The 17,761-nt window shown below is 60.8% G+C and carries 21 protein-coding genes, 2 tRNA genes and 1 pseudogene; 9 read left to right on the top strand and 15 right to left on the bottom strand.

Features of this window, described 5'->3' with window-relative positions; all coding sequences use genetic code 11:
- Positions 1-230, top strand: a pseudogene (locus CDI09_RS16085) (integrase core domain-containing protein); the annotation flags it as partial.
- 616 nt (positions 231-846) lie between these two features.
- Here CDI09_RS16085 and CDI09_RS18340 read toward each other — a convergent pair.
- The 4 genes from CDI09_RS18340 to CDI09_RS18335 form a co-directional block, all read right to left on the bottom strand.
- Entirely contained in the window at positions 847-1,017 is a 171-nt protein-coding gene (locus CDI09_RS18340) for a hypothetical protein (RefSeq protein ID WP_167370172.1), read from the bottom strand.
- 84 nt (positions 1,018-1,101) lie between these two features.
- The gene (locus CDI09_RS16080) at positions 1,102-1,305 is read right to left on the bottom strand and encodes a TOBE domain-containing protein (protein WP_078527677.1); all 204 of its coding nucleotides are present in this window, start codon (positions 1,303-1,305) and stop codon (positions 1,102-1,104) included.
- A 79-nt stretch (positions 1,306-1,384) separates the two neighbouring features.
- Positions 1,385-2,362: a ribonucleotide-diphosphate reductase subunit beta gene (locus CDI09_RS16075; protein ID WP_078524377.1), complete on the bottom strand. Its 978-nt coding sequence runs from the start codon at positions 2,360-2,362 to the stop codon at positions 1,385-1,387.
- 221 nt (positions 2,363-2,583) lie between these two features.
- The gene (locus tag CDI09_RS18335) at positions 2,584-2,739 is read right to left on the bottom strand and encodes a hypothetical protein (RefSeq protein WP_167370171.1); all 156 of its coding nucleotides are present in this window, start codon (positions 2,737-2,739) and stop codon (positions 2,584-2,586) included.
- 188 nt (positions 2,740-2,927) lie between these two features.
- Here CDI09_RS18335 and CDI09_RS16065 point away from each other — a divergent pair, with 188 nt between their 5' ends.
- Complete coding sequence (locus CDI09_RS16065; protein WP_249034049.1) at positions 2,928-4,253, top strand: O-antigen ligase family protein; 1,326 nt, start codon at positions 2,928-2,930, stop codon at positions 4,251-4,253.
- 94 nt (positions 4,254-4,347) lie between these two features.
- Positions 4,348-5,715 carry a lipopolysaccharide biosynthesis protein gene (locus tag CDI09_RS16060; protein WP_078524375.1) on the top strand — a complete coding sequence of 456 codons (1,368 nt, stop codon included), beginning with the start codon at positions 4,348-4,350 and terminating at the stop codon, positions 5,713-5,715.
- A 21-nt stretch (positions 5,716-5,736) separates the two neighbouring features.
- Here CDI09_RS16060 and CDI09_RS16055 read toward each other — a convergent pair whose 3' ends face one another.
- The 3 genes from CDI09_RS16055 to CDI09_RS18690 all read right to left on the bottom strand — a co-directional run bounded on the left by CDI09_RS16055 (position 5,737) and on the right by CDI09_RS18690 (position 8,939).
- Complete coding sequence (locus CDI09_RS16055; protein WP_078524374.1) at positions 5,737-7,893, bottom strand: TonB-dependent receptor; 2,157 nt, start codon at positions 7,891-7,893, stop codon at positions 5,737-5,739.
- 67 nt (positions 7,894-7,960) lie between these two features.
- On the bottom strand, positions 7,961-8,425 hold the full coding sequence (locus tag CDI09_RS16050; protein ID WP_249034048.1) for a DUF2946 family protein: 465 nt from the start codon (positions 8,423-8,425) through the stop codon (positions 7,961-7,963).
- A 73-nt stretch (positions 8,426-8,498) separates the two neighbouring features.
- Positions 8,499-8,939 carry a hypothetical protein gene (locus CDI09_RS18690; RefSeq protein ID WP_249034047.1) on the bottom strand — a complete coding sequence of 147 codons (441 nt, stop codon included), beginning with the start codon at positions 8,937-8,939 and terminating at the stop codon, positions 8,499-8,501.
- On the opposite strand from CDI09_RS18690, the gene CDI09_RS18685 reads away from it, so the two are divergent.
- Positions 8,910-9,332 (top strand): energy transducer TonB, encoded by a 423-nt coding sequence (locus CDI09_RS18685; RefSeq protein WP_249034046.1) that lies wholly within the window; start codon positions 8,910-8,912, stop codon positions 9,330-9,332. The genes CDI09_RS18690 and CDI09_RS18685 overlap by 30 nt on opposite strands.
- A gap of 549 nt (positions 9,333-9,881) precedes the next feature.
- Here CDI09_RS18685 and CDI09_RS18905 read toward each other — a convergent pair.
- The gene (locus CDI09_RS18905; protein WP_170120509.1) at positions 9,882-10,319 is read right to left on the bottom strand and encodes a hypothetical protein; all 438 of its coding nucleotides are present in this window, start codon (positions 10,317-10,319) and stop codon (positions 9,882-9,884) included.
- Here CDI09_RS18905 and CDI09_RS18325 point away from each other — a divergent pair.
- Positions 10,303-10,608 (top strand): hypothetical protein, encoded by a 306-nt coding sequence (locus tag CDI09_RS18325; protein ID WP_170120508.1) that lies wholly within the window; start codon positions 10,303-10,305, stop codon positions 10,606-10,608. The genes CDI09_RS18905 and CDI09_RS18325 overlap by 17 nt on opposite strands.
- Positions 10,609-10,725: 117 nt before the next feature.
- Here CDI09_RS18325 and CDI09_RS16035 read toward each other — a convergent pair.
- The 5 genes from CDI09_RS16035 to CDI09_RS16015 all read right to left on the bottom strand — a co-directional run bounded on the left by CDI09_RS16035 (position 10,726) and on the right by CDI09_RS16015 (position 12,230).
- Positions 10,726-10,802 (bottom strand) — tRNA-Arg (locus CDI09_RS16035).
- Between the two features lie 26 nt (positions 10,803-10,828).
- Positions 10,829-11,134 (bottom strand): ETC complex I subunit, encoded by a 306-nt coding sequence (locus CDI09_RS16030; protein WP_170120507.1) that lies wholly within the window; start codon positions 11,132-11,134, stop codon positions 10,829-10,831.
- Positions 11,135-11,156: 22 nt separating this feature from the next.
- Positions 11,157-11,233, bottom strand: a tRNA-Pro gene (locus tag CDI09_RS16025).
- A 149-nt stretch (positions 11,234-11,382) separates the two neighbouring features.
- On the bottom strand, positions 11,383-11,865 hold the full coding sequence (gene gpt, locus CDI09_RS16020; RefSeq protein WP_061276358.1) for a xanthine phosphoribosyltransferase: 483 nt from the start codon (positions 11,863-11,865) through the stop codon (positions 11,383-11,385).
- Positions 11,865-12,230, bottom strand: a complete 366-nt coding sequence (locus tag CDI09_RS16015) for a tRNA-binding protein (RefSeq protein WP_078524371.1) — start codon at positions 12,228-12,230, stop codon at positions 11,865-11,867. The genes gpt and CDI09_RS16015 overlap by 1 nt, the downstream gene beginning before the upstream one ends.
- A gap of 108 nt (positions 12,231-12,338) precedes the next feature.
- Here CDI09_RS16015 and CDI09_RS16010 point away from each other — a divergent pair, with 108 nt between their 5' ends.
- Entirely contained in the window at positions 12,339-13,586 is a 1,248-nt protein-coding gene (locus CDI09_RS16010; protein WP_078524370.1) for an MFS transporter, read from the top strand.
- Between the two features lie 15 nt (positions 13,587-13,601).
- Positions 13,602-13,976, top strand: a complete 375-nt coding sequence (locus CDI09_RS16005; RefSeq protein WP_110571428.1) for a DUF6911 family protein — start codon at positions 13,602-13,604, stop codon at positions 13,974-13,976.
- A 10-nt stretch (positions 13,977-13,986) separates the two neighbouring features.
- Here CDI09_RS16005 and CDI09_RS16000 read toward each other — a convergent pair whose 3' ends face one another.
- Both CDI09_RS16000 and CDI09_RS17950 read right to left on the bottom strand, forming a co-directional pair.
- Positions 13,987-15,213 carry a cation:proton antiporter gene (locus tag CDI09_RS16000; RefSeq protein WP_078524368.1) on the bottom strand — a complete coding sequence of 409 codons (1,227 nt, stop codon included), beginning with the start codon at positions 15,211-15,213 and terminating at the stop codon, positions 13,987-13,989.
- Between the two features lie 141 nt (positions 15,214-15,354).
- Positions 15,355-15,798, bottom strand: a complete 444-nt coding sequence (locus CDI09_RS17950) for a hypothetical protein (protein WP_146220928.1) — start codon at positions 15,796-15,798, stop codon at positions 15,355-15,357.
- A 79-nt stretch (positions 15,799-15,877) separates the two neighbouring features.
- On the opposite strand from CDI09_RS17950, the gene CDI09_RS15995 reads away from it, so the two are divergent.
- Entirely contained in the window at positions 15,878-16,834 is a 957-nt protein-coding gene (locus CDI09_RS15995) for an alpha/beta hydrolase (protein WP_078524367.1), read from the top strand.
- 177 nt (positions 16,835-17,011) lie between these two features.
- Positions 17,012-17,488 (top strand): GlcG/HbpS family heme-binding protein, encoded by a 477-nt coding sequence (locus tag CDI09_RS15990; RefSeq protein ID WP_110571430.1) that lies wholly within the window; start codon positions 17,012-17,014, stop codon positions 17,486-17,488.
- The last annotated feature ends 273 nt before the right edge of the window (positions 17,489-17,761 follow it).

Below are 17,761 nucleotides of genomic sequence, written 5' to 3'. Positions count from 1 at the left end.
GGGAACTGACGGCCCTGGTGGAACGATATGGCAAACCCCTCATGATTGTCAGCGACAACGGTACGGAGTTCACATCCCATGCCATCCTGAAATGGGCCGGTGAGATGAAGGTTGAATGGCACTATATCGCCCCCGGGAAACCGCAACAGAACGGCTTTGTCGAAAGTTTCAACGGCCGGTTGAGGGATGAATGCCTCAACGAGACGCTGTTCACGTCTCTCAGCCATGCCCCCGAGACACTTGTCATCCCATCAACCCAAAGCCATAAAAAACGGGAACTCTCCTTTTGAGTGGTAACAAAAAGGGGGGCACGTCAAGCCCCTCAGATTTTTCGTGGCGCCAAGTGGGTGATTTATTTGAATCTGTCATGTTGAATTTTTAATAAATTTCATATTCATTAATAGTTATGGGGATTAATTTTTAATAATACCGTAATTTAGGTGTCTATAACAGTTATTACGCAATAATTTATTTATGTTCAGTACATAATAGTTATTAATTATGAGGTGGTATTTATAAAAGTCTTATTCATCGTATTTATAGACAAAACTCCAATATAATTTCATATATTCTGATAAAATTTCATAAATAAAAAATAAATGGAGATGTATTGTTTTTTTATGCAGAGTAAATGATCGATAAATATTTCTGGAAATATTGGAAAAAGTAGGTGGGGAATGGAGCCTGCCCGTGCATCAGGGTGAAATGTGGGGGGTCGATCCGCCATGCCGCTTCATGCAGCTCTACAGATGAAAGAGCTCTCCGCATCCCGGTTTTCCTGCACAGTTCCTGTTATCGGACCTGTTTGACCCGATAGCACTTCTGTGCGTCGCCATTCCGGCTGACCTAATACGGATGCAGGCCCGATAACTGTTCATGAGCCAGGGTGCGGAAGCGTTCCTGCTCTTCCAGCGTGGCGGCGTGGGGAGCTGCGCCGATGGCCCATTGCCGGTCCGGGTAGTGCAGGTGAAAGATCTTTCTGGCCAGCCGTTCAATGTCTTCAGGCGTATAGGACATGGGGCCGTTTTCCGCATTTGTCTCGACATATTCAGGACCGATAACCGGGCCATCCTGCGGATGGCCCGGAAACAGGAAAGGGGGTCAGACGCCCACCATCACATCAGATGCCTTGATGATGGCGGTCGCCTTTTCACCAACCTTCAGGTTCAGATCGGCCACGGCTTCATTTGTAATCGAGGCGGTAATGGTGTTGCCACCCACATCAATCGTGACATGCGATGTGGTCGCACCCTTGGTAATGCCCGTAATCGTGCCTGCAATCTGGTTGCGTGCGCTGATTTTCATCGTTTCAGTCTCCCTGGTGGCTTCACGGGCGGGTGTAGGCCCATAAGCCAGGTCAATCAAATGGCCGCGGCGCGGGACCTCAGGCGAAGGCTTCGTCCCACGTGCCCTGCGTCGCGCCGCGGCTGTATTCGGTGGCGCGGTTTTCAAAGAAGTTGGTGTGCTCCACCGCGTTCATCATCTCGTCAATCCACGGTAGCGGATTGCTCGGCACGTCATAGATCGGGTCGAGTTCGAGGCCGATCAGGCGGCGGTTGGCGATGAAGCGGATATACTGCTTGACCTCGTCGGCGCTCAGCCCCTGTACCGGCCCCATGCGGAAGGCGAGGTCGATGAAGCGGTCCTCGTTGGTCACGATCTCGCGGCAGGCGGTATGGATGGCGGCGGCCACGGCAGGCTTGTCGATCTGGTGGCCGAACTCCTGCATGTAGGTCTTGAACAGGCGCGTGATGGATTCAACGTGCAGGCTCTCGTCGCGCACCGACCATGTCACGACCTGGCCCATGCCCTTCATCAGGTTATGGCGCGGGAAGTTGAGCAGCATGGCGAAGGATGCAAAAAGCTGCAGCCCCTCGGTAAAGCCGGCGAATACGGCCATGGAGAGCGCCGTGTTGTAGTGGTCCTCCATGTTGAAGCGCTTGAGGAACTCATGCTTGGCGGCCATTTCCTCATATTCGAGGAAGGCTGCGTATTCCGTCTCCGGCATGCCGATGGTGTCGAGCAGGTGGGAATAGGCGGCCTGATGGATGCTTTCCATGTTCGTAAACGCCGAGAGCATCATCCGCACTTCAGTTGGTTTGAAGCGGGGCATGTACAGGTCGATGTAAGCGTTCTCGACCTCGGTATCCTGCTGGGTGAACAGCCGGAAGATCTGGGTGACCAGATAACGCTCGGTTTCGGACAGGTTGTTGTTCCAGTCCTTCACGTCATCGCCGAGGGGAATTTCCTCGGGCAGCCAGTGCAACTGCTGCTGGGTCTGCCATGCCTCATACGCCCAGGGGTAGCGGAAGGGCTTGTAGACCGGGCTGGGCGAGAGAAGATTCGGTGTGTCTTTGCTCATGATTCGTCCCTTAGCCAAAAAGGGGGCAGATGATAAGCATCATCGTGGTCTATATGATGGGCCGCATCCCCCGCGATACAGTACATACATCATGGCGTCTGAAAAAAGCCTTCCTTACAAACCGGGATTCTTCATCCAGAAGAAATTTTTGGCGAAGCTTTTTCCAAAAAGCTTCGGAAAACGCTACTTTTTCGGGAAAAAGTCGACACCCTAAAATTTTATCACGGCCTGCTGTCAGCGTGCGCCGAACGGCTGACGCTCGGGGGTGCGGGGGCTTGCATGCCCTCATCATTATGGCGTGCCGGATCGGGACCAACACAGCCGCCAAGCGACAGGATCATGGCCAGAGCGGCAAGGGAGCAGGGGATCAGGCGCATCGTGACCTCCGGTGAATATCGGCTGAACGCGGCAGGCGGGCGGGAGTTTGTGCAGGCGGCATGGCATGCAATGCGGAACCTGAGGGTGGAGAGCGTGCGATCCATTTTGTTTTCCGCAGGCCGGTGCGATACACCGGGCGCGGACACAGGCATGATGGGCAGGGTGAATGCATCACGGTGAGCAATGGATGCGGCGGATCGCCATCGGGCTGGTCATCCCCATGCCGCTGCTGCTGCTTTATGCCCTGGCGCCTGCGGAAATTGTCATGACCACCGTGGCGGTCCTGTTTGCGGCCCACTGCCTGCTGTGGCGGGATTGGGGCTGGCTGCGGCAGGGCTGGGTGGCGGCGGCCGGGCTTTTGTGGGCGCAGATCGTGCTGGCCTCCCTTCTTGCGGGGCATGGCGTGACACAGGCGGCAGCGTTCGTGCGGTATTTTATCTTTATCGCCGCCCTCCAGAGCTGGATCCTGCCCGATCCCCGCACGCGCCGGGTGCTGGCCCGGGCTTATGGGGCGGTGGCCGTGTGGCTGGTGGCGGGGTGCTGGCAGCAATATCTGTGCGGGCGCAATTTCATGGGGTACGGACGGTGGGCGGATGGCGCGCTGCTCGGTCCGTTATGGGCCCCGCGCGCGGGGCACGCGCTGGTCATGACGGCGTTGCCGGGCCTGTTCCCGCTGGTCATTGACCTCTCGCGGCGTGAGGGCGCGCGGGGGCGGCTCGTGGCCGGGGTGCTGCTGGCGGGGCTGGTGGTGACCATGGTGCTGATTGCCCAGCGCATGCCACTTTTGCGCCTGCTGCTGGCCATGGGGTTGTGCGGCCTGCTGGTGCCGCGCCTGCGCGCCGTGGTGGGGGCGACGGTCGTGCTGGGGGCGGGGGCCGTGGCCCTGTCGCCGCTGCTGGCGCCGCAGGCCTATCACAAGCTGGTGCTCAACTTCGTGGCGCACATGCAGGGCTTTGCCGATAGCCCGTATGGCATGCTGTTCATCCGCGCGGGTGTGATGATCGAGCGCCATCCCCTGTTCGGACTGGGGTTTGACGGGTTCCGGTCCGCCTGTCCCGATCCGGCGTATTTTCATGGCCTGCCATGGCTCGGGGTGAGCGAGGGCGTGCATGGAGCGGCCGTGGGGTGCAACCTGCATCCGCATAACTTTTACCTGCTCATGGGCACCATGGGGGGCGTGCCGGCCATGGTGCTGTTTGCTGCCTTTGCCGCGTGCGTGCTGGCGCGGGCGTGGCGCGGCGTGGCTGCGGCAACGGCCATGCGCGACCCGCAGCGGCTGATGCTGGCAGTGACATGCGTGGTGGTGCTTTGGCCGTTCCAGTCAACAAGCTCGTTCCTGACCCAGCCCACGGCGGGGTGGCTGTTCATGGCCATGGGCTGGGCGCTGGCGTGTGTTCCGGTTGCCTCGCAGTCGCAATCAGTGCGGGCGGGGACTAGCCCGCGGGGGCCGGGCGCACTAGAGTGCCCCGCGTGGCCCGCCCGGATGCCCCTTCCGGCCGGTGACCGTTATTGAACCAAGGGAGCCTGCGCCATCGTTTCCTCCTGTTGTTCTGTAGGAACGTGTCCGGTTTTGCACCGGGCGCGGGTATCTGTGCGTGTGGTGGCCCATGGCGACTGAATCAGGCAATGCGCTCAAACGTATTTTTGGCAATACGGGATTCCTGATCGCAGGGCGCGCGACCAACGCCATATGCAGCTTCCTCTACATCGCCTGGGCGGTGCGGGCGCTGGGGCTGTCGCGCTTTGGCGTGCTCATGCTGGTCACTGCGTTCGGCGTGGCGATCTCGACCGCCACGCACCTGCAGTCATGGCAGCCGCTGCTGCATTATGGCACCGAGCCGTTCACCAACGGGCGGCGCGCGCAGTTCTCACGCGTGCTGGCGTTCTGCGTGCGTGCCGATTACCTCAGTGGCGGTGTTGGCTGGCTGGTGGGCACGCTGGGGGTGGCGCTGTTCGGCACCGCCATGGGCTGGCCTGCGGCGGACCAGGGCGCGGCCATGGTGTATATGACCACCATCGCATTCATGAATTTTTCCTGGTCGGCGGGTGTGTTCCGGTTGTGCAATTCCTTCTGGCTGAACATGCTGGTTGACCTGTCGGGCACGATGGTGCGCACCGTGGGGTCGGGGCTGGGCTTCCTGTACCATATGGGGCTGGATTATTACCTGCTGGTGTGGAGCATGACGCAGCTGACCATGTTTCTCACCAGCACGGCGCTGGGTCTGCTGCAACTGCGGCGCGTGGGCGGCATCCGCTTCAACCCGTTTGCTCGCCTGGCGGAAGGCGACGCGCCGGGCATATGGCGTTTCACCCTTTCCACGAGCGGCAACCATGTGCTGAGTTCGGTTTTCAACCAGTTCGGCACGCTGCTGGTGGGTGGCCTGCTTGGCCCGGCCGATGCTGCCGTCTATCGCGTTTCGCGTCAGATTGGCGAGGGTATTGCCAAGCCCGCGCAGCTCATGGTGCCGGCCCTCTATCCCGAATTCATCCGCCTGCGTGACAAACAGGACTGGTACGGCATCAAGCGCGTGACCATGCAGCTGTTCCTGACGATTGGCGGTTTTTCCATAGTGCTCATGGGTGTTGCGGTGCTGATGGGCAACATCCTGCTGACATGGATGCTGCATGTGCACTGGCATGGGGGCCGCCACCTTATCATGCTTATGCTGGGCAGTGCCGTGCTGGGTCTGGGCATCGTGCCGCTCGAGCCGCTGCTGACCGTGATCGGACAGGTCTCGCGCGTGCTCAGGGCCCGCATCATCGTAACCCTGACCTACCTGCCGCTGGTTTATGGCATGACCCGGCTATGGCGGCTGGAGGGAGCGGCGGCGGCAGGTGTCGTGGCGGGAGGGATCATGTTTGCCATCTGCCTGCGCCCGGTGCTGGCCTGGTTTGGCCAGATGGCGCCCGGTCGCGCGCCGCCGCCGCCCGCCACGGTGGAAACGCAGGGCGGCAAAGGCGGGACGCGCGGCTGATGCCCCGCCCCGCCCCGGTTATCAGAAGCTTGCCGTCAGGCTCACATTGAACGACCGGCCCATGCCGGGCAGGGCCCGCAGGCTCCCGGTGGCGGCATAATCGGCCAGCGCCCAGCCGCCCAGCGGCAGCTCGTATTTCTGGTTCAGCACGTTGTCGATGCTGGCATCGAGCGTCATGTAGCGCCAGTGATACTGCCCGCCCAGCCCCAGCAGGGCATAGCCGGGGGTGCGGGGTTCGTTGCGCACCCAGTCCACCGTGTCCTTGGCCTTGACGAAAGTCATCTCGACCCGGCCGCTCCAGTTCTTCCACCGTTCGTTAAGCGTGACGCTGCCGTTGGTGGGCATCTGGTGGTACAGGCCCGCGCCGTTGGTCAGGTCCTGCCCGCGCACCCAGTTGAGGTTGGCCACGATCTCGCCCCGGCCAAAGCGGGCATTCTGCCACAGCCGGTAATTGCCTGATCCGTTGATGCCGTAGCTCTGTGCATTGTGGTTAGTGAAGCCCAGCGTGCTGAACAGCCCCGCGCTGGCAATGCGGTAGGCGTTTATGTAGTCGTGGGTGTAGGTGTAGTAAGGCTGGATCTTGAGGTCCCAGCGGTCGCCATCGGGGTCATGCCAGTCGGCGGTAATGGAGGCGGTATTGGCCACCTCGGGCTTGAGGTCGGGGTTGCCCACGTAGCCGTTGCCATCACCAAACCAGTTGATCATGCTCGTGACCATGGCCGAGCGCCCCCAGGCATAGCGCTCATACAGGTTGGGCGAGCGGGTCTTGCGGGCGTAGCCGCCCTCGATGGTCAGGTCGCGGCGCGGCTTCCAGCGCACCAGCGCCGTCACGTCGAAGTTCACGTCCGTCCGGCCCCGGTCGGTGGTGTTGAAGGCATTGGCCGCGTTGATGTTGGCCATGTTCATCATGCTCATGGTGGACGAGTAGCCCGAAACCGGGCCGGTATTCATCATGACCAGATCATTGCGAAAGCCCAGCAGTGTGGTCACGCGCGGGGTCCAGGCAGCCTCCCATTCCACAAAATGGCCCAGCCGGTCGCGGTGGCCGTTATTGATGCTGTGATAGGTGTCCGGCCCCATCATCATGCTGCCCGCAACCGGCGGCCACCAGTCATTGAGCCCGGAATGGTCGAACGAACTGCCCAGCCGCAGGGTCTGGCCTTCTGCCAGCGGGATCGTGGCCTTGATGCTGTAGCCTGCCATGCGGGCATTGGTGTTCATGGGCATGTGGGTTGTCTTGGCGCGGTCGGGCAGGAAGTCCATCGCGTGGTCCTCACGCTGCCAGTAGCCACGCGCCTCGAGTTCGCCCCAGTCGAACGTACCGAGATATTTGCCGTTGACGAAGGTGGAGCGGTTGTTCGTCATGTCCATGTACTGGTTGGCGAAACCCTCATGCGGGGTGTCCTGCTGGCCAAAGGTCAGCGCCAGCAGGTGGTTGCCCTTGTGCACGCCAAAGGTCACGGCGTGGTTGTAGGTCAGGTAGCTTGTCGAGCGCACCAGCCCCGCATCGCCGCCGCCCCTGTAATCGCCCGCCTGCGCGTAGGAGGCGTTATAGCGCAGGCTGAACGTGTCATTCGCCACCGTCAGGCTGCCCGATGCGCCATACCCGCCGCCATTGCTGCGATAGGTGCCGGTGACATGGCCGGTCACGAGCACCTTGCCATGTCTGGCGAACTGGGGGTCCTTGCGCTCGACATCGATCGTGCCGCCGGTGCTGTCGCCACCCATGCTCACGGGTGTTATGCCCGCGATGGCGGTGGCGGTGTCCACGCTATCGGGATCGATGAAGGACAGGGCAGGGTTCATGTGATTGGGGCAGCCCGAGGCGATGCGCACGCCATCGACCACGGTGGCCACGCGGTCATCGGCCATGCCGTTGAGCACGGGCAGCGCGGCAAGCCCGCCTGCGGAATATGTGCTGACGCCGGGCTGGTTGCGGAACAGGCTGGCGGCATCGGGGCTGCTCAGGCTGGCCGCCGTTCGCTGCGTGGCGGAAGGAGACGCCGCCGAGAGCAGGCGATCGCCCATGGGGGTGTTATCCGCCGTGTCCTCGATCGAGAGGCCGGGCAGGGTTACGGTTGTCTGGGCGCGCGCGCCCAGAGGGTGCAGGGAGGCTGCCAGCATGCAGCCGCCTGCGGCCACCACGAGGGGGGCGGCCGTTTTTTTCATGGAAGTCACTTTTCATGTCCTGAACAGGAAAACGAAAAACGCGCACGCCCGTAAGGGCCTGCGGCAGTGCGTGGGTTCAGGAGATGGAAGGTGGCCCGCAGGCCGGGGGCAGCCCCAGCGTAATGGGAGGGGGCGCGCGGGGCTGGCGGGGCTCATGCCGGTGGGTGGCCCATGCCATGGGTGGCAGGGGCAGGAAGGGCAGAACCACCAGCGCAAGGGCAGGCAGGTGCAGGAGCGGGCAGAGCGGGCAGCCTTCGGCATGGTCGTGGCCGTGGGGGGCCGTATCACCATGCTGGTGGGTGGCTGGTCCATCCGCCATCACCATGTGGTGATGCGGCGGCGTGGCGTGTCGGTCCGCCCGCGTGGTGACGGGGGCAATATCGATTCCCGTCAGCCGCATGATGGTGCCGCGCGGCAGTTCGCCGGGCAGGCTGCGGCTTTCAACCAGCAACTGGCCCCACAGCCCCAGGCACGCGCACAGCACCATGACCCAGCGGATCACAGGCATGTCATGCATGAAGGGGTGGCGGGCTTGGCCCATGATGGACAGGTTCTTTGCGGTTGTAAGATAAGGCGGTAACAGGAGAGTGTTCTCGGAGGTCGGGGGCTTTTTGTCAAATGACAAGGCAGCCCGCGCCCATGCCCCAATGGATGGAAGTGTGCAGCAGCAGGACAGAACGGCAGGCAGGATTCTTGTCACGCCAACCGGCCCCACAGGCTGGCGGCGGGGGCGGCGGCTTGCGTGCTGGGCCATTATGGCCGCCGTGCTGGGCCACGGCCTGATTGCCGCGTGGCTGCTGCCCGCCCGCACGCCCGTGCCCGCGCCGCCTGCTGAAAAAAACAGCATCCAGGTCTTTTTTGACCGGCCAGGGGTTGCTCCGCCCCCCATGGCGGCTACGCCACAGCCACAGCCACAGCCACAGCCACAGCCACAGCCACAGCCACAGCCACAGCCACAGCCACAGCCACAGCCACAGCCACAGCCACAGCCACAGCCAAAAGCCATGGCCACGCCGCCTGTTGCCATGCGGCCTGCCGTAACGCCAGATGTGCATGCTGCCGCGCGGCCCCGGCCATCGTCTGCTCCGCTCCCCGCCCGCTCCAGCACCGCCGCACCTGTCGGGTCAGCCCCTGCGGCAACGCAGAACGGAGCGGGTGCGCCCGGCATGGCGCAGACGGCAGCAGCGCCAGCCGCGCCCCATTGTAAGCCCCCCGCCTGGCGTTACCCGGCCATGGCCCGTCACATGCATGAGGAAGGCAATGCGATGGTTGATGTCGTTCTGGGCAGTGAGGGGCAGGTGGCGCAGGTCAGCCTGAAATCCAGCACCGGCTATGACGACCTGGACAGTACGGCCCTCGCCGCCGCGCGCAAGGTGCAGTGCACCGCGCAGGGGCACGCGCTGGCGGGCACGCATGTCCTGCTGCCGGTTACATTTCGCCTGCATTGAAGTTTAAGGGCTGTTCCCAAAGCGCGTGCAGGCAGTAGCCCGCGCCGATAAGGGCGTTTTCAGGGATGATTTTTTAAAAAACCTTGAGGAAATCTATATTTGTTAAAAAACTGACGCCTTTGCCTAGGGAAGCAGTTTTTTTAATAAAGGATGGAATCGAGACTGATTATCAGTTTTTTAGGAATATTTTCCGCATAAATGCCTGTCGCCAGAAGCATGCGTGTCCTGGCGATGGCAGCCCCGATCACGATCGACCATCCATCCTGACGGTCGGGGCTGTCGCGCTTTCATTCTTCATGGCTAAAATCATGAAATATTTGATGAATTACAATATATGCTCTGTGGGGAATGCCCCGTCAGGCTGCTTTGTGTTATAAAAATGAATATATGATATATATTAACATTGTAAATGTAAGAATGATGCAAGCAATAGTTCTTGGTGTATTTTTCAAGTCCTGAATAATTTTGAATTGCAGCGAGAGGATATGATTCTCTTTGTTACACGATCTTCCCTTTTATTCATAACGGCGCAGTCCAATGTCTTGGGGGTCAATATGCCGATGTAAAGGAATGATTATGAAACGCGCATTTGTACTGGCCCTTGCTCTTGGTGCTGCCCTGCCGGTTGCGGCTCACGCCCAGTTCGATGGTTCGAACCACAATGAAAGTGGCGAGCATCGTGGTGGCTGGGGCGGCCACGGCGGCGGTGAAGGCCGTGGTGGCGAGCAGGGTGGCCAGAATGGCGGCTGGGGTGGCCATGGTGGCGGTGAAGGCCGTGGTGGCGAGCAGGGTGGCCAGAATGGCGGCTGGGGCGGCCATGGCGGCGGTGAAGGCCGCGGTGGCGAGCAGGGTGGCCAGAATGGCGGCTGGGGTGGCCATGGTGGCGGTGAAGGCCGCGGTGGCGAGCAGGGTGGTCAGAATGGCGGTTGGGGCGGCCATGGTGGCGGTGAAGGTCGCGGTGGCGAACATCGTGGCTGGGGTGGTCATGGTGGCGAAGGTCGTGGTGACCAGAACAGCTCCAACTGACCCTGATAAAACAGAAAGGCCCGGATTGTTCCCGGGCCTTTTTATTTGCCTGCCGTCGCTGTGTATGGAAGGCAGGCTGCATTATAAGAGATTGTTTGAAAACAAATCATTGATAAAAAATAAGAAAAGCTTTCGGGTGTCGCCTTTTTTCAAAAAGACGACATCTTCTGAAGATTTTTGGAAAAAGCTTCACCAAAAACTTTTCCTATTTCAGGATATTATTGAGCCTGACTTTTCAAACAGCCTCTAAGCTAAGAATGAAGTTTTTGCGGACAGCTTTGATGATCGCCCTGCAAAACGGGGCCGGATGAGCCATGGTGCACTGCAAACCACCTGCAAACTTTTAAGCCGCTAAGTCATTGAAATCTGGCGCGCCCTGCTGGATTCGAACCAGCGACCCACAGCTTAGAAGGCTGTTGCTCTATCCAACTGAGCTAAGGGCGCGAGCCTGCTCTTGTGCCAGATCGCGCCTAATGCGTCCAGTTCTGTATCCGGTCATACCGGAAATTATCGGCATAGGCCTGTGGCCTGCGGTGGCGCGGGGCGGGGATCTCGATATCATACGCAATGCCCTGCGTGGTGGCATAGGCAATGGCGCTGTCCTGGTCAGGAAACTGGAGCTGCAGTTGCGATGGCGTATCGGTGCTGCCAGTCCAGCCCATGAGGGAATCGACATGGCGGGGGCGGTTCTGCCCGTAATCCAGCACCCATGTATGGGTCATGGCCTGGCCAGACTGGCCAGCGGGTTTTGATTGCCTGTAAATCCGGGCTCGCATGAGCATTGTCACTCCCTGGATATGGTCGGGGCGCCCGGACTCGAACCGGGGGCCTCGTGTACCCAAAACACGCGCGCTACCAGGCTGCGCCACGCCCCGCGACCACGAGCGGGAACCTATGGGGCAAGGGCCATTCTGGCAAGCACATTCTTGCAAAAAAAATACCGCCCCCGCCAGCCTCGGGCAAGCGGGGCAGGCAGGGGCGGCGAACAACACGTCGTGTAATGGGCCGCAGTGGCAGGAAGGGGTCAGGCTTTCTCGACCGATTTGCTGGCCAGCGGCGGAATGAACAGCGGCGCCGTATCCCACGGGAAGAGCACCCACGTATCCTGCGGCACCTCGACCACGAACAGGTCGGTAACGGGGCGGCCGGCAGGCTTGGCGTAAAGGCAGGCAAACACCGCCTTGGGCAGCAGCTTGCGCACGAGCTGGGCGGTCACGCCCGAATCCACCAGGTCATCAATGATCACGAAGCCCTCGCCATCACCGGCGGCCTCGGCTTTCTTGATGACGTTGGCCTCGCCCATCTTTTCCTCGTCATAGGTCACGACGGAGATGGTCTCGATCAGGCGGCAGTCGAGTTCACGGGCGATGATCGCGGCGGGGATCATGCCTCCGCGCGTGATGGCCACAATGCCCCTGAAGGGGCCACGGTTCATCAGCGTGCTGGCTAGCTGGCGGGCATCGCGGTGCAGCTGGTCCCATGTTACGGTTGCGTAGCTCTTGGCCATCAGAAAAGTTTTCCTCCATCGGGAACACGGCCATCCGGGCGGATCAGGACGGCTTCTCCATTACTGTCGGGCATGCCCAGTGTCAGCACTTCACTGCGGAAGGAGCCAACCTGCCGGGGCGGCACATTGATCACCGCGCATATCTGGCGGCCCACCAGCCGGGCCGGGACATAGCGGTGATTGACCTGCACCACCGATGACCGCACCCCCAGATGAGGGCCGAAATCAATCGTGAGCCAGAAGGCGTGCGGCCGCATCTCGCGCAGGGGCCGCGCCTCCACGACCGTGCCGGCCCGGATATCGAGCCACTCACGGGCTTCCCCTTGTGTGCCGGGCACGGTGGCATGCTCTACAGGGTCTGTCATGCAACCGCTTTTGCCCGTGTTGAGGCGGATTTGCAAACGGGAGAATGCGTTTTTTTGATGGGGAAAGCGTAGGCTATCCACGAGTGCTGCTGTTAGGATACAGCCATCATGCCCCCAGCTTCCACTCCGCCTGCCGCCATCCCCCTGCCGCTGCACCGCCATCCGGGGCTTCTGGCTTTTCTTGCCGCCCGCACGGCGTCCTCCTTTTCGGCCTGCGTGCAGGCCGTGGCCGTGGGGTGGCAGATCTATGCACTCACCCACAGCACCACGGCGCTGGCGCTGGTGGGGCTGGCGCAGTTCCTGCCCATGGCGGGGCTGCTGCTGCCTGCGGGCCATGCGGCGGACCATTTCAACAGGCGCGTGATCGTGGTGACATGTCAGGCCATCGAGGCGCTCTCGGCGCTGCTCATGGCCATCGCCGCGTTTGGCGGATGGACCACGCCGTGGATGATCTATGCCATGGTGATGGTCTTCGGCGCGGCCCGCGCGTTCGAGATGCCCTGCCAGCAGACCTTCCTGCCATCACTCGTGCCCGCCCATGTGTTTCCGCGCGCGGCGGCGGTGTCCTCCTCGCTGTTCCAGGCGGCGGCGGTGACGGGGCCATCGGTGGGCGGCCTGCTTTACGGGGCGGGGGCAGGGGTGTGCTACCTTGTCTGCGCGCTGGGGTTTGCCAGCGCCTGCGCGGGCACGCTGTGCATACGGCTGGTGTTTGCACCCCGGCCGCGGGCGCCGCTCTCGCTGGCCACGTTTGTCGAGGTGGCGCATTTCATGCGCGCCCGCCCCGACATGCTGGGCGCGATATCGCTGGACCTGTTTGCCGTGCTGCTCGGCGGCGCCACCGCCATGCTGCCGGTCTATGCCAGTGACATCCTGCATGCCGGCCCGGTGGGGCTGGGGCTGTTGCGGGGTGCGCCCGCCATCGGGGCGGTGGTGTGTTCGATCATCATGGTCTGGAAACCGCTCAATTACCGGGCCGGGGCGCGCATGTTCATGGCGGTGGCCGTATTCGGGCTGGCCACGGTGGTCTTTGCCTTCTCGCGCTCGATGGCGGTGTCCATCATCGCGCTGGCGGTGCTGGGGGCGGCGGATGTGGTGAGCGTGGTGGTGCGGAGTGCTCTGGTGCAGTTGCGCACGCCCGACAGCATGCGCGGGCGCGTCTCGGCGGTGAACATGCTGTTCATCGGGTCATCCAACCAGCTTGGCGAGTTCGAGAGCGGCATGCTGGCCACCCTGATCGGCCCGGTCGAGGCCGTGGCGCTGGGCGGTCTTGGCACGCTGGTCATAACCGGGTTGTGGATACGGATGTTTCCCACGCTGTGGCGCGTGGACCGACTGGATGACATCACCCCTGAATAGGCATGAATACGGAACATGCGGCTGTATTGGAATATTCATGCACCCGGAGAAGACAGCGGCGGGAGCATGAAAAATCCATCGCCTGATGACGTGATGGACCGGCTGGATGGCATGGAACGTCATGCGGGTGTGGTCGGGCTGGATGATCCGGCAACGTTATCCAATCTTCAGGTCAGGGGCGAGCGCCAGACCTGTCTCCTCACGCTCGGCTGTGAGGAAGAGGGTGATTATGATGTTAAAACACCTTATTGCGCCACGACCGCGCCTGATATGATACCCGTTCTGGGCGATCTGTATGATGCCCGGACCCTGACCGCAGACTTTGGGTTTGTGCGCGCCATATTCCGGTTATTTCTTGCTGGGGAGCGAAACCCGGACGGGATGGTGTGAGGGGGCAGACCTAGCGCAGTTGCCCGCCCGCCCGCGTGCGTGGTGCGAACAGGCGAAAGAGCGGGCCGGTCAGCGCGGTGGAAATGACCGCCAGCACCATGAGCGAGGCGAAGGCGAAGTCCGACAGCATGCCCTGCGCGTGCAGGATGGTGGCGGCCACGATTTCCATCAGCCCCTTGCATTGCAACAGCGCGCCCACGCTGAGCGCCTGCCGCCGTGACAGGCCGGGCGCGGGCGGGAAGGCATAGACCGAGGCCATCTTGGCCAGCACGGAAATCACCACCAGCATGAGCGACGCCATGACCGAAGGCCAGGTCAGCGCATCGCCATTGATGTGCAGGCCGCTATGGCCAAAAAACATGGGGGCGAGCCAGATGAGCGAGAAGGTACCCACCTGTTCCACCGGCAGGCGGGCCACCCAGCGCGGCGGCATGAGCGCACCCGCGAAATAGGCCCCGATCAGTTCATGCAGTCCCAGTTGCATGCTGGCCCATGAGCCTGCGGCCAGATAGATGGGCACTGCCAGCCAGATGACGGCGGCAGGCGGATTGGGCATGTTGCGCGTGGCCCAGTTGCCCGCGAAGGCCAGCAGCGCCAGCAGGGCGACCGCCACCGCTTCCAGTCCGGTCCAGCCATGCAGGGCGGCAGGCCCGCGGGCGGCGAATTGCAGCACGACCAGCCCCACCCACAGCGCCGCGTCATCCACCACCGCCAGCTTGAGCGCAAGCTGCCCGATGGAGCGCTGGGTTGGGTCAAGCTCGCGCACGATGCCGATCAGCACCGGCAGGGCGCTGACCGCGATGCACAGCCCGATGGCCATGGCGCCGACCACAGGCCCCACATGCGGTGGCTGCCAGCCATGCAACGGCAGGAAAAAGCAGTAGACCAGAAGGGAGCCAGCCACAAACGGCCCGCCAAGCGCTACGGCCGCCCCCCCCAGCAGCCGCCCCAGCGGCGGGGCCGGGATGGTGTGGGCCGAGACATGGGCATCGGGCGACTGCCACATTTCAAGCCCGGCGGTAAAGGCCAGCACCAGAACGGCCAGCCAGCCAAGGTTGTCGCCATAGACGGAAGGAATGCCGAAGCGCTGCACGGGCGCATGCATGACGGCCAGAATGATGCCGAGCAGGATGGGCAGGACAACAATCGGTATTGTTCGCCCCAGCAGCCGCCACAGCCCCCATGGCAAAATAACAAAGAGGCCAGCATCAAGAACAAGGGCCGTAATGTCTGACAATGGCTATCCTTTCCCGTTTATAACAGGCATATGTTATATGCATAAAAAATTCATTTGGGATTTATTTTTTTTAAGTTGCACAAAATAATAAATTTATGCAGCAATTTGTTATATTTATGTTCTTTTTAGTCTTGCAGCGGGTTATGCTCGTGAAGCAGCATAAAACTCCGGTATCGGCATAAAACGCGGTGCAAAGGCGGTGGTTCGGAGCCGGGCTGACATATTTGATGGAGCGATGAAATCATCAGGAAATTGAAAGTCATCCTGCCCGAAACATTTAATGATCGGTTCCCGTATCCAGAATGCGCCCCTGTGTGGCTGACCGAAGAGGGGATCCGGGCCTCTTTTTGATGCCGCGTTTCCATTCATGGAGTGGAAAATCAGTTCAGGAGTGTTGTGGAAAGCATGAATGAGAATGACTTCTGAATATTGTTCTGTATTCGTATGGAATTCCATCATATTCATTATCTCTATATGATCTAATTTTGTTAAAAATAAGTTATTTTTAAAATATAATAGATAGAAAAATCCTATATTTTTATATTTTATATTCAGATGTAGCCAATATTGTTTGATCCTTATCATGGCTGCTCACGCCGCCGTGCGTGACGGTTCCTCCATCGAGGCCCCTCAGCGTGGCCTGTGATGAAAGAGGACCTTCACCATGCCCAAAAATGTCGTCAATCCCGAATTCCTGCCCATTCTGGAGAAGATGCCGTCCTTCGATGGCCTGTCCGGCCGCTCCCTGCCCGAAGTGCGCGAACTCTTCATGACATCGGTGCGCCTGATCGAAGGCAGGCCCCTGCCGGATGTGGAAGTCCAGGAAGAATACATCCCCGGCCCCGCAGGCGCGCCGGATGTGCGCGTGCTGGTCTATCGCCCCCGCACGCGGCAGCCCAATGCTCCGGCCATGGTCTATATTCACGGTGGCGGCCTGGTATCGGGCCATCCGGAGGTCGATGACCCCAAATGCCAGGTGCTGGCCAGCAAAATGGGCTTCGTGATCGTATCGGTCGATTACCGCCTTGCGCCGGAGGTGAAATACCCCGCCGCGATCGAGGATTGCTACGCCGCCCTCAAATGGGTGCATGACAACGCGGCACAGCTTGGCATCAACCGTGACAAGGTGGCAGTGGCAGGCGAGAGCGCGGGCGGGGGGCTGAGCGCCGCCCTGTCGCTCATGGCGCGTGACCGCAAGGAGTACAAGCTGGCCTATCAGCTGCTCATCTACCCCATGCTTGATGACCGCACGGCCACCAAGGTCGATCCTGCCCCTGATTTTGGTGAGTTTGTCTGGACCCGCTCGGCCAATAAATACGCATGGGAAGCCTATCTGGGCGCTGCGGCGGGTGGTGATGATACTCCGGCCTATGCCGCTGCCGCGCGGGCCAAGGATCTGACCGGCCTGCCTCCCACCTTTATTGGCGTGGGGTCGATGGATCTGTTCCTGTGCGAGGACCTGGAATACAGCCGCCGTCTCATGGCATCGGGCGTGCCGACCGAGGTGATGGTGGTGCCGGGCGCCTATCATGTATTTGATATGTTCGTGCCCGAGGCCGAACTGTCGCGCCGGTTCATGGAGGCGTATTGCGCGGGGCTCAAGCGCACGCTTGGCCTGTAGGGCACATGCCTGCCCCGGTTATGGCATGGGGCAGGCACCATTGCGTGTACGGCCACTTTTGTAGTTGCGGGTAACCTGCCGGGTTTCGCATCATGCTGCCCGTGCGTGAGGGGAGAATACGCAATGATGCAATGGTGCCGATACGCAGCGCGCGTGGGGCTTGTGGCGACCTGTATCATGCTGGCCCCGGGCGCCCATGCGCAAAGCCACGTTGTCCTGACCCCCAAGCTTGACTGGCAGCTGGCCGCCCAGCTGGCGCAGGAGGCGGTCAGGGCCTGTGCCGCGCAGGGCTATTCCGTCACGGCCACGGTGGTGGATACGAGCGGGCACCAGCAGGCTGTCATCAAGGGGGATAGCGTGCCGCTGCAATCGCTGTCCGTCTCCTATCGCAAGGCCTATACCGCCTTTTCATATGGTCTGGCCTTTAACATGAACACCACCAGCGAACTGATTGCCGCCAAGGTAACGGGGCCTGCCAATGGCGCGCTCAATACCATACCCGAGGTGCTGTTCGTGCCCGGCGGGGTGACGTTGCGGCGGGTGGCGGATAACGCGGCCCTTGGCGGGATTGGTGTTTCTGGCGCGCCCGGTGGCGAGAAGGATGAAGCCTGCGCACAGGCGGCAGTGACAAAATATCGGGCGGAATTCCGTTAAAACCCATAAGAGATTGTTTGAAAATAAATCATTGATAAAAAATAAGAAAAGTTTTTTGGGTGTCGCCTTTTTCCAAAAAAGCGGCGTCTTCTGAGGCTTTTTGGAAAAAGCTTCACCAACAACTTTTATAATTTCAGGATATTATTGAGCCTGACTTTTTCAAACAGCCTCTAACAGCCTGTCGGGTTGGGCATTTTGCGGCTGATAACGCCGAGGCTGACCCGGCTTATGCTGCCTGAAGCCGTGCCATTCTTTTGCAGTTGTATGCGAGAG

Source organism: Komagataeibacter nataicola, from assembly GCF_003207795.1.
GTDB classification, from domain to species: Bacteria; Pseudomonadota; Alphaproteobacteria; order Acetobacterales; family Acetobacteraceae; genus Komagataeibacter; species Komagataeibacter nataicola.
The sequence above is the reverse complement of the archived record's forward strand: the minus strand, read 5'-3'. Positions and strand labels throughout refer to the sequence as shown.

Coding starts and splice junctions, on each gene's coding strand:
- CDI09_RS17950 (WP_146220928.1), bottom strand. CDS start 15,798: ATGATAAGGATCAAACAATATTGGCTACATCTGAATATAAAATATAAA.
- CDI09_RS16065 (WP_249034049.1), top strand. CDS start 2,928: ATGCGGCGGATCGCCATCGGGCTGGTCATCCCCATGCCGCTGCTGCTG.
- CDI09_RS15990 (WP_110571430.1), top strand. CDS start 17,012: ATGCTGGCCCCGGGCGCCCATGCGCAAAGCCACGTTGTCCTGACCCCC.
- CDI09_RS16030 (WP_170120507.1), bottom strand. CDS start 11,134: ATGCGAGCCCGGATTTACAGGCAATCAAAACCCGCTGGCCAGTCTGGC.
- gpt (WP_061276358.1), bottom strand. CDS start 11,865: ATGGCCAAGAGCTACGCAACCGTAACATGGGACCAGCTGCACCGCGAT.
- CDI09_RS16010 (WP_078524370.1), top strand. CDS start 12,339: ATGCCCCCAGCTTCCACTCCGCCTGCCGCCATCCCCCTGCCGCTGCAC.
- CDI09_RS16015 (WP_078524371.1), bottom strand. CDS start 12,230: ATGACAGACCCTGTAGAGCATGCCACCGTGCCCGGCACACAAGGGGAA.
- CDI09_RS16050 (WP_249034048.1), bottom strand. CDS start 8,425: ATGGGCCAAGCCCGCCACCCCTTCATGCATGACATGCCTGTGATCCGC.
- CDI09_RS18685 (WP_249034046.1), top strand. CDS start 8,910: ATGCGGCCTGCCGTAACGCCAGATGTGCATGCTGCCGCGCGGCCCCGG.
- CDI09_RS16005 (WP_110571428.1), top strand. CDS start 13,602: ATGCGGCTGTATTGGAATATTCATGCACCCGGAGAAGACAGCGGCGGG.
- CDI09_RS18690 (WP_249034047.1), bottom strand. CDS start 8,939: ATGCACATCTGGCGTTACGGCAGGCCGCATGGCAACAGGCGGCGTGGC.
- CDI09_RS18905 (WP_170120509.1), bottom strand. CDS start 10,319: ATGACCACCCCAGCCACGATGTTCGCCACCGCGACCTTCACCGCCACC.
- CDI09_RS18335 (WP_167370171.1), bottom strand. CDS start 2,739: ATGCGCCTGATCCCCTGCTCCCTTGCCGCTCTGGCCATGATCCTGTCG.
- CDI09_RS16075 (WP_078524377.1), bottom strand. CDS start 2,362: ATGAGCAAAGACACACCGAATCTTCTCTCGCCCAGCCCGGTCTACAAG.
- CDI09_RS18340 (WP_167370172.1), bottom strand. CDS start 1,017: ATGTCCTATACGCCTGAAGACATTGAACGGCTGGCCAGAAAGATCTTT.
- CDI09_RS16060 (WP_078524375.1), top strand. CDS start 4,348: ATGGCGACTGAATCAGGCAATGCGCTCAAACGTATTTTTGGCAATACG.
- CDI09_RS15995 (WP_078524367.1), top strand. CDS start 15,878: ATGCCCAAAAATGTCGTCAATCCCGAATTCCTGCCCATTCTGGAGAAG.
- CDI09_RS16080 (WP_078527677.1), bottom strand. CDS start 1,305: ATGAAAATCAGCGCACGCAACCAGATTGCAGGCACGATTACGGGCATT.